16 protein-coding genes are annotated in these 14,847 nt (G+C 50.5%); 3 read left to right on the forward strand and 13 right to left on the reverse strand.

The features are described 5' to 3' along the window. Positions 1-14: 14 nt before the first annotated feature. The 11 genes from ggt to EXY25_RS12885 all read right to left on the reverse strand — a co-directional run bounded on the left by ggt (position 15) and on the right by EXY25_RS12885 (position 10,114). The gene (gene ggt / locus EXY25_RS12835) at positions 15-1,706 is read right to left on the reverse strand and encodes a gamma-glutamyltransferase (RefSeq protein ID WP_130567080.1); all 1,692 of its coding nucleotides are present in this window, start codon (positions 1,704-1,706) and stop codon (positions 15-17) included. 113 nt (positions 1,707-1,819) lie between these two features. Beyond that, entirely contained in the window at positions 1,820-2,329 is a 510-nt protein-coding gene (locus EXY25_RS12840) for a GNAT family N-acetyltransferase (protein ID WP_130567081.1), read from the reverse strand. An 88-nt stretch (positions 2,330-2,417) separates the two neighbouring features. Further along, positions 2,418-4,394 (reverse strand): BCCT family transporter, encoded by a 1,977-nt coding sequence (locus tag EXY25_RS12845; protein ID WP_130567082.1) that lies wholly within the window; start codon positions 4,392-4,394, stop codon positions 2,418-2,420. Positions 4,395-4,614: 220 nt separating this feature from the next. Beyond that, positions 4,615-5,880 carry an ammonium transporter gene (locus EXY25_RS12850; RefSeq protein ID WP_114338217.1) on the reverse strand — a complete coding sequence of 422 codons (1,266 nt, stop codon included), beginning with the start codon at positions 5,878-5,880 and terminating at the stop codon, positions 4,615-4,617. Positions 5,881-5,922: 42 nt separating this feature from the next. Beyond that, positions 5,923-6,261, reverse strand: coding sequence for a P-II family nitrogen regulator (gene glnK, locus EXY25_RS12855; RefSeq protein ID WP_114338216.1), 339 nt, complete (start codon positions 6,259-6,261; stop codon positions 5,923-5,925). A gap of 243 nt (positions 6,262-6,504) precedes the next feature. Next, positions 6,505-6,873, reverse strand: coding sequence for a YacL family protein (locus EXY25_RS12860; RefSeq protein ID WP_130567083.1), 369 nt, complete (start codon positions 6,871-6,873; stop codon positions 6,505-6,507). 84 nt (positions 6,874-6,957) lie between these two features. Beyond that, positions 6,958-7,614, reverse strand: coding sequence for a hypothetical protein (locus EXY25_RS12865; RefSeq protein WP_130567084.1), 657 nt, complete (start codon positions 7,612-7,614; stop codon positions 6,958-6,960). Further along, the gene (locus EXY25_RS12870; protein WP_165419359.1) at positions 7,611-8,090 is read right to left on the reverse strand and encodes an RNA polymerase sigma factor; all 480 of its coding nucleotides are present in this window, start codon (positions 8,088-8,090) and stop codon (positions 7,611-7,613) included. Before EXY25_RS12870 ends, EXY25_RS12865 begins: the two co-directional genes overlap by 4 nt. Further along, the gene (locus EXY25_RS12875; RefSeq protein ID WP_130567086.1) at positions 8,074-8,982 is read right to left on the reverse strand and encodes an HvfC/BufC family peptide modification chaperone; all 909 of its coding nucleotides are present in this window, start codon (positions 8,980-8,982) and stop codon (positions 8,074-8,076) included. The genes EXY25_RS12870 and EXY25_RS12875 overlap by 17 nt, the downstream gene beginning before the upstream one ends. Continuing rightward, positions 8,982-9,827: an MbnB/TglH/ChrH family RiPP precursor modification enzyme gene (locus tag EXY25_RS12880; protein ID WP_130567087.1), complete on the reverse strand. Its 846-nt coding sequence runs from the start codon at positions 9,825-9,827 to the stop codon at positions 8,982-8,984. The genes EXY25_RS12875 and EXY25_RS12880 overlap by 1 nt, the downstream gene beginning before the upstream one ends. Next, on the reverse strand, positions 9,827-10,114 hold the full coding sequence (locus EXY25_RS12885; RefSeq protein ID WP_114338210.1) for a BufA1 family periplasmic bufferin-type metallophore: 288 nt from the start codon (positions 10,112-10,114) through the stop codon (positions 9,827-9,829). Before EXY25_RS12885 ends, EXY25_RS12880 begins: the two co-directional genes overlap by 1 nt. Before the next feature lie 178 nt (positions 10,115-10,292). Here EXY25_RS12885 and EXY25_RS12890 point away from each other — a divergent pair, with 178 nt between their 5' ends. Then, positions 10,293-11,390: an RDD family protein gene (locus EXY25_RS12890; RefSeq protein WP_130567088.1), complete on the forward strand. Its 1,098-nt coding sequence runs from the start codon at positions 10,293-10,295 to the stop codon at positions 11,388-11,390. A 30-nt stretch (positions 11,391-11,420) separates the two neighbouring features. Here the strand turns inward: EXY25_RS12890 and EXY25_RS12895 are convergent, their stop codons facing one another. Both EXY25_RS12895 and EXY25_RS12900 read right to left on the reverse strand, forming a co-directional pair. Beyond that, a complete protein-coding gene (locus EXY25_RS12895) occupies positions 11,421-11,780 on the reverse strand; it encodes a hypothetical protein (protein ID WP_130567089.1) in 360 nt (119 codons plus the stop codon). Positions 11,781-11,868: 88 nt separating this feature from the next. Next, the gene (locus EXY25_RS12900; RefSeq protein ID WP_114338207.1) at positions 11,869-12,864 is read right to left on the reverse strand and encodes an adenosine deaminase; all 996 of its coding nucleotides are present in this window, start codon (positions 12,862-12,864) and stop codon (positions 11,869-11,871) included. Between the two features lie 310 nt (positions 12,865-13,174). Here EXY25_RS12900 and msrP point away from each other — a divergent pair, with 310 nt between their 5' ends. Further along, entirely contained in the window at positions 13,175-14,191 is a 1,017-nt protein-coding gene (msrP, locus tag EXY25_RS12905) for a protein-methionine-sulfoxide reductase catalytic subunit MsrP (protein ID WP_130567090.1), read from the forward strand. Further along, a complete protein-coding gene (locus EXY25_RS12910; RefSeq protein ID WP_130567091.1) occupies positions 14,191-14,817 on the forward strand; it encodes a protein-methionine-sulfoxide reductase heme-binding subunit MsrQ in 627 nt (208 codons plus the stop codon). Before msrP ends, EXY25_RS12910 begins: the two co-directional genes overlap by 1 nt. The last annotated feature ends 30 nt before the right edge of the window (positions 14,818-14,847 follow it).

Here is a 14,847-nt window from a genome sequence, read left to right on the forward strand (position 1 = left end):
ATCATCAACCGAGATCAGTAGCCTGCTGCCTGCCCATCCTTGCGACTTTCGGAAGCACCGTAGTAAACGCCGGTTGCAAGATCGCGCATGATCGCCTGATAGCCACCGTAAGGACCTGACTCCTCTTTTAAGGTATGCCCCATCTGCAGCAGTGTACGGCGAGTACCAGCAGAAAAACCGTTCTCCAAACTAACATGCCCGCCATCTGTCATCTGTTCGCCTGTGGGCTGACTGGAGCCGGTATGCAAAATACGTGGCGCATCCCCCGCCTCCTGTAGATTCATACCAAAATCGATCATATTGACCAGGATCTGCGCATGCATCTGTGGCTGAGTTGCGCCGCCCATCACACCATAACTGAGCCAAGGCTTGCCCTCTTTGGTCACAAAGGCAGGAATAATAGTATGAAACGGGCGTTTGCCAGGCGCGTAACTATTAAAATGCCCTTCCTGCAGACTAAACAACTGACCGCGATCTTGCAGTACAAAGCCGAGCTCAGGCGGTGTCATCCCCGAGCCCATGCCGCGGTAGTTACTTTGGATCAACGACACCATGTTGCCATCTTTGTCTGCGGTGGTCAGGTAGATAGTATCACCGTGGTACAGCGCTGGGTTGCCAGCATCCAAGCGCTGACTGGCGCGTCGCGGATTAATCAGTTTTGCTCGTTCATTGGCATAAGATTTAGCGATCAGACCGGCCACGGGGATCTGATTAAACGCGGGATCGGCGTAATACTTGGCGCGATCTTCAAATGCGAGCTTCTTTGCTTCAACAAACAGATGCACATACTCCGGATTATCCAACCCCATGGCGGCTATATCGTATGGCTCCAAAATATTGAGAATCTGCAGTGCCGCTATCCCTTGGCCATTCGGGGGTAACTCCCACACATCGTAACCTCGATAATTAGTGGAGACAGGCTTAATCCACTCAGAGGTATGGGAGGCGAGATCTTCATAACTCAGAAAACCACCATGTTGTTTCATAAAAGCGGCAATACTGACTGCAATATCCCCTTTATAAAAAGCATCGCGTCCACCTTGGGCAACTTGGCGATAAGTACTTGCCAGCGCGGGGTTTTTAAACAGTTCCCCCTTGGCTGGCATTTTACCATTCGGCATAAAAACTTGAGCAAAGCCGGGATACTCAGACAAACGTGGCGCACTGCGTTGCATGTAGTAAGCCACCAACTCACTCACAGGAAATCCCTGTTCTGCATAATCAATCGCGGGTTGCAGCAGCTTGGTCATCGGCAACTTGCCAAACTTGCCGTGTAATTCAAACCAACCATCCACCGCCCCCGGTACGGATACAGGTAACGGCCCATAAGGTGGTAAATAGTCGAGCCCCAAGGAGTGCAGGTGTGCCAAAGTAAGTGACTTAGGCGAGCGCCCAGATGCGTTTAGACCATATAACTGCTGCGTTTTTGCATCCCAGACAATAGCGAACAGATCGCCGCCAATACCGCTACCCGTCGGCTCAACCAGACCAAGCATCGCATTGGCGGCAATGGCAGCATCAACCGCACTGCCCCCCTTTTTAAGTATGTCCAACGCCACCTGAGTAGCCAATGGTTGACTGGTTGCCGCCATACCATGTTGCGCGATCACTTCAGAGCGACTGGCGAAGTGTGCACCGGTGATACGGTCGTAAGCTATCGTAGGAAAAGCAGTTAATAGGATCAGAGACAGTAGCCAGCAGCGCATCGAAACGACTCCATAAGCGATTGATTAACCGCCAGTATCACTTAGCAGGAAGTCAGGTGCAAATCACCTAGGTAAGCTAGCAATCGATGCATATAACCAGCTACCTATCGATGTTAAGGCTTAACGACAACGGCTGCACGTAGCCTAGCCATGCTATACACGTCAGCATAGACACCATTTTTAAATGCCGAACTAACGTGCTCTCCTTCGATAACAAAGCCAAACTTTCGGTATAAAGCGATTGCTGCTTTGTTATCAGTAAACACTTCTAATTCAACACGTTCGATATTGAGCCAGTTATCACACATATGCAGCGCGCTTTCCAACAACCGCGTCGCAACGCCTTGACCTAAGACTGAGGCACACACCGCCATACCAAAACCAGCGACATGCTTACGCCGAGGCCGCGTTGATACCATCAAACCAAGTTGACCGATCACCTTGCCGTTAGTGATCGCCACCAAGTTATGGTAATCCGCAGAAGCGTTATCGAAACGTGATTGCCACAGCGCCTCTGAGGGATAAGGAAGCTGCAGTGTGCCCGAGTATGCATGGGGTTGAGCATAGATCTCTTTGATCCCTGCAACATCAGACTTTTCAGCACTTCTAATCGTGACTTCCATAGAGCCTCATAAAAAAACAGCCATACGCCACCTTAGATAGTAGACATAAAAAAGGCCGCAAAAAGCGGCCTTCAAGGTGCTCATGAGATCAGCGCACCTGATGCAAAAAGTGCATATGTTTTTCATACTGATCAATCATGTCGCTGATCACCTGCTCTTTACTCCACCCCATGATGTCGTAGTCCTGCCCACCTTCCAACAGAAAAACCTCGGCACGGAAGTACTTACGCGCTTCATCATCATCTTCTTCGACCAAGAAACTGGGCTGCAGATACGCTTTAGGCCGCACCCGATAAAGAAAATCCTGTTCATCGCCATGGAACACCTCAAAGCGAGCACTCAGACTGTCTTCATCAACCGCAAATCGCGTATCCACACTATGCTTTTCCAGTTCAGTGGCTACCGACTCCATCGCTGGGATCACCACATCAGCAATAAACTGACCGACATTTTTTCGCCGCGGCAACAGCACTAAATTCTTCAACCTGCGCTCCCAACCTAACAGGCTGCTGTCGACCCGTGGTGGATGGATCACTTGCTCTAAACTGACCCGCTTCGTCGCATCAATACGCAACGCCTTCAACAAGCCATAAGCAGAGATCAAAAGCACAATACAAAATGGTAAGGCACTGGCAATCGTCGCCGTTTGCAAAGCACCGAGTCCGCCAGCTAGCAGCAAGGCGATCGCCACTACCCCCTCCATCGAAGCCCAAAACACCCGCTGCCAAACAGGGGTTTTGTCCGTACCGCCTGACGCCAACATATCAACCACCATGGAACCAGAATCAGAGGAGGTAACAAAGAACACCACCACCATGATGATAGCGATCACTGATAAGAACGATGACATAGGAAATGCTTCAAGAAACTTGAACAACGCCAATGACACATCCTGATTGACCACGGCTGCCAGCTCATCACCGGTGCCTTGCAACATCATATCGATGGAGGTATTCCCGAACACCGTCATCCATAAAAAGGTAAAACCGGTCGGTACAAAAAGTACGCCAATCACAAATTCACGGATGGTGCGACCACGGGAGATCCGGGCGATAAACATCCCCACAAATGGCGACCAGGAGAGCCACCAGCCCCAATACAACAGTGTCCATCCGCCCAGCCAATCGGTGGGTTGATAGGCAAATAGATTGAAGGTCTTATTGACGATATCAGAGAGGTAACCACCGGTATTTTGTAGAAACATCTGTAGTAGCAGCACCGTCGGCCCCAACAGCAACACCAACCCAACTAAAGCAACAGCCAATAGCAGGTTAATCTCCGACAAAATGCGGATCCCTTTATCCAGTCCGGTCGCCACTGAGATCGCCGCCAACCCAGAAATAACGACGATAAGCACCACTTGTACCGTTTCGTTCACTGGCAGATCAAACAGGTAGTTCAAACCAGAATTAACCTGCAACACGCCATAACCTAAAGACGTTGCCACACCAAACACAGTACCGAGAATGGCAAATACATCCACGGCATGACCGATCGGGCCATAAATTCTATCGCCAATCAGCGGATACAAAGCGGAGCGCAAGGTAAGCGGCAAACCATGACGATAACCAAAATACGCGAGGATCAACGCTACCATGGCGTAGATCCCCCAAGCGTGAAGCCCCCAATGGAAAAAGGTCAGCTTCATCGCTTCCCGTGCAGCTTCCACGGTACCAGGGTCACCCGTAGGGGGGGACAAGTAATGCATTACCGGTTCGGCAACGCCAAAAAACATCAAACCGATACCCATACCGGCAGAAAAAAGCATGGCAAACCAAGAGCCATTGCTGAAATCCGGTGCCGAGTGATCCGGCCCCAACTTGATATCGCCGAGCCGACTTATCCCTAGATACGCAACCGTCATGAGGATGATCGCCACCGCCGCAACATAAAACCAACTGACATTGGTCACAATGGACGCTTGCATGTCAGTGGAGAGTTTGTTGAATTTTTCCGGCATCAACACAGCACTAACCACGATAAGAAAAACCAATAGGGTTGCGCTATAAAAAACAGGGGGGTTGATCTTGGCTTTTAGTTTAAAGGGACTCGAAGAGTCAGACATCATGCCCTCTTAGTATGCGACGGTTAAGTGAATGAAGAATGCATAAGATAGTCTAATTAGCTTAGCAGCTTATATCGGGCATGTTGCGATACTGCCACTAAATAACGCTATAAAATCCACACCTTAGGCCATGCAGGAAAAATCAACAGATGGCACTGAACGAAAAAAACCCGGCCAATTGGCCGGGTTAAATAAGGGACTAGCTATATTTGTTAGCAGGTTACTTCTTGATAGTACCGAACTCTGGGTATGCTTCCATACCACACTCAGCCATATCAACACCTTCAAACTCTTCTTCTTCGGTAACACGTACACCGATGACTGCCTTAATCACACCCCAAACAATCAAGCTACATACGAATACCCAAGTGAAGATAGTCAGGGCACCAATCAACTGGCCAGAGAAAGTCACATCGCCGTTAGTGATTGGAACGATAATCAGACCGAAGAAACCAACTACACCGTGTACAGAGATAGCACCTACTGGATCATCAATCTTCAAGCGGTCAAGCGTGATGATTGAAGCAACCACAATCAGACCAGCAATCGCACCGAAGATAGACGCTTCCAGCGCAGTCGGAGTAGATGGCTCAGCAGTGATAGCAACCAGGCCAGCCAAAGCACCATTCAAACACATGGTCAAATCAGCTTTCTTAAACCAGATACGTGCCAGAACCAGTGCAGAGATAGCACCTGCAGCCGCAGCTGCGTTAGTGTTCAGGAATACCATGGCAACAGAGTGTGAGCTAGCAACATCACCAAGCTTAAGGACAGAACCGCCGTTGAAGCCGAACCAACCCATCCACAGGATGAACGTACCTAAGGTTGCCAAAGGCAGGTTTGCGCCAGGGATAGCGTTGATTTCACCGTTAGCACCGTACTTACCTTTACGAGCACCCAGCAGCAATACACCAGCCAAAGCAGCAGCAGCACCGGCCATATGAACGATACCTGAACCAGCGAAGTCAGAGAAACCAAGGTCACCTAGGTTGTACAGGCCAAATACGTCAGCACCGTTCCAAGTCCAAGCACCTTCCATTGGGTAGATGAAACCAGTCATCACGACACAGAAAGCCAGGAAAGACCACAGCTTCATGCGCTCAGCAACCGCACCAGAGACAATCGACATTGCCGTAGCTACGAATACCACCTGGAAGAAGAAGTCTGAAGCACCAGAGTACACGGAATCACCGTCAAAACCGGCTTCTGCAGATTCAGCTAATACACCTGCTACATCAACAGTTTCGATACCAGACAGGAAGATCCCGCCATCGTACATGATGCTGTAACCAACAATGAGATACATCACACAAGAGATCGCAAACAGTGCGACGTTCTTGGTCAAAATTTCGGTAGTGTTCTTAGAACGTACCAAGCCAGCCTCTAACATTGAGAAGCCCGCTGCCATCCACATTACCAGGGCACCACACACTAAGAAGTAGAAGGTGTCCATTGCATACTGCAACTGAAAAATTTGGTCTTGCATTATTAACTCCCCCGAGTCATTTAATTCAGTGTCTGCCGGACGTTATAGCGCGTCAGCATCTGCTTCGCCGGTACGAATACGTACGGCATGTTGCAACTCATAAACAAAAATTTTGCCATCACCGATCTTACCGGTGTAAGCAGCTTTGCTGATGGCTTCAACCAGACGCTCTACCTGCTCGTCGCTGGTGGCGATCTCTAACTTAACTTTCGGCAGAAAATCCACCTGATACTCGGCACCCCGATAAAGTTCGGTGTGACCTTTTTGGCGACCAAAGCCTTTTACTTCAGTCACGGTCAAACCTTCTACACCGATCTCCGAGATGGCTTCCCGGACATCATCTAGCTTAAAAGGCTTGATGATTGCACTGACTAGTTTCATTGCTGCACTCCCTAGGAACGATAAGTTTTAATTAGCTAAAGCTATTTGTAACAGGAGTGTTATCAAAGGCTGTGCCAACTTTAAAAAAGCACGACACATCAAGGGATTAGATAAATTTGCGGGGAATATTGAAAAAACAAAATTCACAGAAAGAACAAAACAGGTGCAAGGAGATCACCAAAATCGTGCATATCGACAGGTGATCACATTTTCACCAGCAGCAAAGCACCGAATTGGTGCACCCTAAGCAAGCAAGTAACTCTGCCATGAGCGTAATAAATGAATAAAATCCTCGACACCACAACTAGTTACAGCATTCCAGTCGGACAGTTCTAAGCTCGGATCTTCGATTGCTTCAAGTTCATCATCATTGCGATTTGGAAAGATCTCAGCCGCTCCATCTTCCAATAACAGGGTCGCTTCACGACCGACATACTGCCATTGAGGTATTGCTCGGCTTCTCACCTGTTCGGCATAGCGCATGATCTCAACCAAGAGCACCTGATCGGTGCTTACCTCTTCCGAGAGCCATTGCCCTAACGCTTCCTGTTCCATCGACAAACGAGCGATCGGGAGTTGCGTGATCGGATCACGGCTAAACTGAAAATCCATAATGACGTCTAATATATCTATTGGCAGGACACCTGTTCAGTTTAGCCCGAAACAACCGGATAGACGATGCCGATCTGCCATCGCTTAGTCGGCAGTCACTTGGGCTAACAAGAGGCCTTTTTCCTGCCAGATCCGCACACGATAGCCCGCGCTGTATAACATAACCGCAGGCGCAGCACGTTCTGCAAACAGTTCCTTGCCCCACCCTGTCGGCAACGCAATTTGATACAAGGTACTTAACCCTCCTTCGCTGTCGGTATAACGTAACTGCGCAGCATCCACCCCCTGAATAGAGCAGTAGCGTCCACCGGTCAGTTGCCACTGCTGCAACTGTGCGCTGTCGATTGGTTGAAAACTTAATTGGCGAAAATAGCCACGAACCAGCTTCAGCTCTTGCCCCTGAACCTCCAATGGTTTCAACTTACGGTGATTTGCCACCACCTCATCGGCAATCAGCTGTGCCAGATTGAGTGCTGTGGTACTTTGCATCGGCAAGTTGTGCCATAACACCAGAGCAAACGCACAAAGGGTCGCAGCCAAGCCCAACCACATTCGCCGCTGGATCGTCTGCTCTTTGTTATCTTGGCGATGTCGCTGAGGCGCTTCTGTTGCGTTGGATACAGCTTCCGGCACGCTTTGAAAACGCTTATGCAGCTGCTTTAGCTCCTGCTCATCAAGCTGCACCGCAGCAAAATAGTCTTGGCAAGCTTGTTTAAATGGGCGAGGTTGAGAATCTGTCATGGACGAACTCCATAGGCATCGCGGGGCAGATCCGACAATAGACTGCGGATCCGGCTAAGCCGAGCCAACACCGTGCCGCGGGGCTCATCAAGATGCGCGGCGATTTCTGACGTACTGTGCCCTTCTACTGCCCATAAATAGAGCACCTCACGCTGCTGCGGCGACAAGCGAGGTAACAGCAACTCAAGCTGTTGCTGATTGATAAAGCTTTGCTCCACACTTTGCTCTGAGTCCGCCACATGTTCAGACTCAACGAAGAGTTCAAGCGGGTACTGCTGCTGTTTACGCCAACCATCTAAGTATAAATTTCGTAACGTCACTTTCAGGTAGATTTCCAATTTCAGCGGATCAGCTGGCGGATTGCGCAGAACTTTTTCACACGCCTGTTGCACCAAGTCCAAAGCGCTGTCGCGCTGCAGCGTAAATGCATAACCGTAACGGAACAGACGATTGAGTAGCTCAGCAGGAAATTGCATGGTGAGCCCCCTTATCCCGTTTGCTATCAGTCGCATTAGCCGCCGAATCAGTCGAATTCGCTACCAGCCAGCCTGATTGCAGCACTTGCGGCAACAAAGCGAACTGCGCGGTTAACTGGGCGACAGAGCGTTTGCAACGCCATGGCGCTTGTAGCCAGCGCAGCAGCTGCAGCATAAAGCGGTCTATCGTCGTAATGCCGGTCTGATCTGGTGCGGCCCATATCAGCCAAGTGGTACGCTGTCCGGGCGCAATCATTAACTCGGCATCCTGACCATCTGCTATCAACTGCAAGCATTCACATATATCAACAATCGGGTAGCGTGAACTCACCAGTTGCAGCGCCGGTTGCAAACGCCAGGGCGGTGGCCGCTCGCAATTGGTCTGCCCCGCCATTAACTGCTCGGCGCTAAGCGCTAGCCAACGGTCACACTGAATCAGATCCACCGCCTCAGGCTGCCAAGCGTGATACGCCTGATGACATCCCCATTCAAAGCGCAGCAAAGCTGTTAAAAAAGGGTAATCAGCAAACAGAGCGTCCGCCTGCCGTTGCTGCCGTAACCAGCGGGGAAAGCTTTCACCAATGCCGGTCAATACCGAAGTCACGGCAACGGCTTTCAGGTAAGCGTGACAAATTTGGGTAAACAGCGTATTGCCCAACAAAGTGCGCGTATGAGGATATGTCGCAGACAGTGTACGCAGCAGGATTCCCAGGCGATTTTGCTGGTACACCTGCAGTGCCGCCTGCAGGTAATCATCTGCAGCGGAAACAGCCTTAGGGTCTGCGGCGCTCAAACCGTCAAGCAGTGGCCTAGCAAAGCCGTCCGCCCCTCGTTGTTGATAACAGCATTGCGGCGACGTCGGTGGCTCACTCTGATCATGAGTTCGATGCATCAGGCCACTCCCGCTAGTGGCATCATTAGGCGCTGAGCTCTGGCTACCGTAGACAACAGTTCTGCCAACGGTGGCAGATCGTTATCCCATTCGATAATGGTTGGCTTTGCTCCAAACCGCGCTAAGGCAAGGGCATACAGTTCCCACACTGGCGGGGACACTGGGCAGCCATGGGTATCCACTAACAAGGGGGGACGCTCCTGATAGCCCGCCAAATGATACTGCTGCACCGCACCTATCGGGTACTCATTCAACATCTGGCGCACATCGCACTGTAAATTATGGGCAGTGACATAGAGGTTATTGACGTCAAACAGCAAACCTACGCCCGTCTGTCGGTGGAGCTCGCCAAACAACTGCCCCTCAGATATTTCATCACTGCGGTAAGCCAGGTAGCGGGAGATATTTTCCAGTAGCAATGGCACCGGCAGATGCTCCTGGACCTGTCGAATATGCTTAACCAGCCTTGGTATGCATGCTTCACGGTACTGAATTGGCAGCAGATCATGAACAAATTCATCTGCCATAGCACTGACGCTGAGATGATCAGACACTGCGCAGGCGCTCAGATCCCGTGCCAGCGCGGCAATGCGTTGGACATAACCGGCTGCTGGCGCATGCGTCGAACCAACGGACATACCGACACAGTGCAAAACCACGGGATAACGCTCGGCGACCTGCCTAATCAATTGATAATGCCTTCCCCGCATCGCCAAAAAATTATCAGCAAGCACTTCAACAAACGGCAATGAAGGCTCGCTGGCAAGTAGCTCAAGTAGATGCGCTTCTCGCACGCTAATTGATGCAGAGGCGGCTGGAATGCCGCCAACCTTTTGCCCAGACATTAGCTTTTTGCCGGCTTAATTTTTGCCACGCTGCCACCAATTTTTTTACAGGTACCTTCTGGCACGTAGACCCACTCATTTGGGCTGTTATCCACTGGGGCCTGCGCCGCACAGCCATGACTACCATCCAGTGCGCCACAATCATTCATCCCTTTTTTCGCTACACCGGCACACTTCTCCCAATTCTTCGGCTGATCAGGTACTGCCAGCGCCTGACCCGACGCCAGAGTGAAAGTCGCGGCCATCACGCCAGCCAGGGTGGTATTGAGTTTATTCAAGTTGCTCATAGGGTTGCTCCGTCAGTAACAATAGTATTGATGTCACAGATAAAGACGAGACAGGACGCATTTTGATTGCGTGAAGTTTGATAACCTTTTTAAATCCGCGTAGAAAAAAAGATATGAAAGAATATTCAAACAGTGCGCTTTCTCAGCGCTAGCACAGGATTGAGTCAGGGAGCTGAGCGTGAAGGAAGCCGCGACAGACGTCACACAAGAAGCAAAACAGCGGGCGGAAGATCGTCGTATTATCACGCCCTACGCATTTCATATCCCCTTTGAAGTGTTAGGTATGCCGCTGGCAGCACCATGGCGACGGGCCCTCGCCCTCACGATAGATCTGATCGTTATTGCGCTATTAAGTACGCTTAATGGCTATTTGATGGGGGTTATTCTCGGCTGGATATTCTGGCGTATGCTCAGTGACTCTCCTTTCTCAAGCGTGACGAGAAAGCTGCTAAAAACACTGGCTACGTTGGTTATACTGGTCTCGTCCATCGCTGGCATCATCAGCTTTTTCGATGAAGAAAACGGACAGGTCAACGAAGTCACAACATCACTGCAAAATATTAGCAGCGTGGTCACACTTGCCCGTGTCGTGAGCTGTGATACCGGCGCTTGTTGGCAACCTCACCTGCAACAAACCGCACACTTTATCGCATCACAAACAACCAATGAGGCGGCAGCAAAAAAGTTGATCAGTCAGTTACTAGAAGACTCCCCGCTCTCCACCGAAGAACAGAAACTCATATCACACCAACTACTTACCTTAGCTTTACCCTTGCAAGGCAGTATGACAAATCAACCCGACGTCACCGAGAAAGAAAAGAGTGCGGTAGCAACAAAGACGGGCGGCAAAAAGGAAGAACAGCTCGAATCTGAAGATCCTATTGTTATTGCGCCCTTCGCTGAAGAGGCAACTCTCACAGCACAAGGCCCCCTAGCTTGGTTGCGCGCCCTGCTCGAGGAGCTTGGTTTAGGCTTTGGCTGGGCCGCCTGTTACTTCACCCTATTCACCGCTTGGTGGAACGGTCAAACACCAGGCAAACGCGCACTCAGGATCCGCGTTCTGCAACTGGATAATACACCGATCTCCCTATGGGATGCTTTCGGTCGCTATGGCGGCTACGGTGCAGGCTTAGCCACCGGCTTACTGGGGTTTATACAAATATTCTGGGATCCGAATCGGCAGGCCATACAAGATAAGATCTCTACCACCGTAGTGATCGCGACTCATCAGTCTAAAAAGATCACGGCCTCAACGGAGGTAGCAGATGAGTCTTAAAGAAGGCGCGAACAAAAACGCGCACCAAAACTAAAAAATAAAACTCAATACAAACCAAGCACAAGAGACGACGACAATCACTTGCAGCGGCTTATCGTCGCGCCATGACCATTTGCTGCCATTCTCTGCATGGGCGTTGGCCATCATCGCTGCGGTAGTTTTATGGTAGGGTTTAGAACCATCAGGATCCCGCTGGTCGCTTTTCGACCAGCGGCTAAGCAAAGTAAAACATCCAATAATGGGAATAGAGAGCAATACAGCAGAAAGGGCACCAAACCGCCCTTCAGTCAGGCTTTGGGCGAACTGGGAAAGGTATGAGCCGGCCCCCAGCGAAGAGAGGTTAATCAGCCAAAACAGACCCCAACTCGCTTTATATTTCAGACTTGCCATCCCTAGTCCCTCCATGAACATTCGTGACTACTTATTTAAGCAAGTCGCTAATAAGTCAACGAATTATAAGCAAGTAGAGACACGCGCATCAGCATTCAGCTAACTGTTGTAAGAACGCCTGCTTTTGCTCCTCGGGTAAAAAACTCGCCTTGAAGCTATTCCCTAGCAACACTCGGATCTGTTCGTCGTTCAGTTGTTGCGCTGCGGCAGCCTGCAGAATATTGTCATTGATATAACCACCAAAATAGGCCGGGTCATCAGAGTTAATGGTGACGCAGAGTCCCGCATCCAACAGCGCTTGCAGATTGCTGCTCGCCAGATCTGCAAACACTTTAAGCTTGATATTGGAAAACGGACACACCGTCAGCGGGATCTGCTCTGCCACTAGACGATCAACGAGTGCTTTATCTTCCAAGCAACGTACCCCATGGTCGATGCGATCGGCTTTCAGGCTATCCAACGCGCCAAGGATATATGCGGCTGGCCCCTCTTCACCCGCATGAGCAACCACTTTCAACCCCGCATCTCGCACCAAAGCAAATACCCGTTCGAACTTTTCAGGCGGATGCCCTAACTCTGATGAATCTAAACCCACAGCAACAAAATGCGCTAGGTGAGGTTGCAGTTCCTGCCAGGTATCAAGGGCATCCTGTTCACTTAAATGGCGCAAAAAACAGGGGATCAAGCTGGCAGATAAACCGAGCTGGGTGTGAGCTTGAGCGATCGCCCGGCTGATACCATCGATCACCACATCAATCGCGATACCACGAACCGTATGCCCCTGGGGATCAAAAAAGATCTCTGTATGTACCACGCCATCAGCCTGACAACGCTCCAGATACGCCCATGTCAGATCGTAAAAATCACTGGCCGTCTGCAACACAGACATGCCCTGATAATAGAGATCGAGAAAATCCTGCAATGAGTTGAACTGGTAAGCGGCGCGCACAGCGTCGATATCTGCATAGGGCAGCACCACCTGATTTTTGTCCGCCAGTTGAAACAACATTTCCGGCTCTAAGGTGCCTTCGATGTGCAGATGCAATTCTGCCTTGGGCAGTTGCTTGAGTGTGGCGAAATCCATGAACAGCTCCTTACAGATTAAGGCTCGATGGCATTCATCAATAGATGAAGAATAACAGGGAGGCGCGCACGCTTCTCGCGCTTTCGCCCACCTGTTGCGATCTGGGTCGGCTAGCCTGCCGTAAACCTCACCATGAGGTCATGACTCGGATCACAGAATCAGTATCCCCTGGGTGACGACCTAAATAGTATGAGACCGTTATACTCAAAGTCTTGAAATAGTTCTCGCTCTGATACGGTCTACTCAACCAACGAATAAGCGCCAAAATCATCATAACCAATTGGCCAACGGCCAACGATGGAGTAAAGAGATGCTGATCCGATCACCAAAAGCCAGTGAGCTCACCGAGGCAGATATTACGGATGAGGCGGTTTACCAGCAACGGCGTAAGTTCATCAAACAGCTGGCAGGGGCGGCGGGAGGCGTATCGATCGCCGCTGCCCTACCCAACAGCGCACATGCAGCGGGTTGGTTTGGCAGCGACGATGACGATGTTGCAGCCCCGCGTCAAACTCTCAAATTCAAGCCACAAGCGCGCGCGGAAAATATGGTGATAACCGCGGAAAAGAAAGCGATCAGTTACAACAATTTCTACGAATTTGGCACGAGCAAAGACGACCCGGTCAACAACGCACAAAAATTCCGCACCAGCCCTTGGCAAGTAACTATTGATGGTGAAGCGGAGATCACTGGTCGCTTCGACTATGAAGATATCCTGAAGAAAGTGTCGTTACAGGAGCGTATCTATCGTCTGCGTTGCGTCGAAGCCTGGTCCATGGTGATCCCCTGGATAGGTTTTCCCTTAGGAGAGCTGCTGAAACAGTTTAAGCCCACGTCCAAAGCGCGCTATGTCGCCTTCGAAACGCTGGTTGATCCCGAGCAGATGCCTGGGCAGCGTAATGCCTGGCAAGGCGGAGGGATCGACTACCCCTACGTGGAAGGCTTGCGCATTGATGAAGCGATGCACCCTCTGACATTGATGGCTGTCGGTATGTATGGCAAAACGCTACCACCACAAAACGGCGCTCCTATGCGCCTGGTGGTACCATGGAAGTACGGCTTTAAGAGCATTAAATCAATTGTACGGATCAGTTTTACCAGCTATCAACCACCGACAACCTGGAACATATTAGCCCCCCATGAATATGGCTTCTATGCCAACGTCAATCCCAAAGTTAGTCATCCACGCTGGTCTCAAGCCAGTGAGCGCCTGCTAACCAGCGGTGGTCTATTCGACCAACAGCGGGTACCAACACAACTGTTTAATGGCTACGCTGGCGAAGTCGCTGCGCTGTATAACAATATGGACCTAAGCAAAGATTACTGATGCGGATACTCTCTACTCAGCCACGCTTGTTGGCACTAAAGAGCTTTACTCATCTTGCCTGCCTACTGACCGCCGTGGGTGCTTTCTATCTCGGCATCACTGACCAGCTCGGTGGCGATCCGGTTAAGGCGATCATTCATTTTTACGGCAAAGCATCGCTTAACTTACTGATCCTGACTCTGTGTGTCACCCCGCTGAGTCGGTGGCGTCGCGAGCCCCTCTGGCTCCGCCTGCGTCGACTACTGGGGTTGTATGCTTTTTTCTTTGCTTCGTTACATATCCTCAGTTTTCTCTGGTTTGATCTGCAACTGGCGTTTGCGCTATTTATTTCAGAGGTGATTCAACGTCCTTATATCACCTTGGGGATGGCGGCTTATCTGGTACTACTGGCGCTCACCATCACCTCAACCAAAAGTATGCAGCGGCGCTTGGGTAAGCGCTGGCAACTGCTGCATAACTGGGTCTATCTAGGGCTTCCCGCCATCGTCGTGCACTACTACTGGTCAGTAAAAGCGTATATCGGTGAGCCACTGATCTACTTTGCTATCGTCTTTATTCTGCTGTGGCTGCGCCGGGACAAGTTCAAACGTATGTGGCGGCAGCGCTTATCTTCATCGATGAAATAAAACCTCGCTTTCCTCTGTCTAGTTAAGCGA

This window comes from Corallincola spongiicola (assembly GCF_004284785.1).
Lineage (GTDB): Bacteria > Pseudomonadota > Gammaproteobacteria > Enterobacterales > Neiellaceae > Corallincola > Corallincola holothuriorum.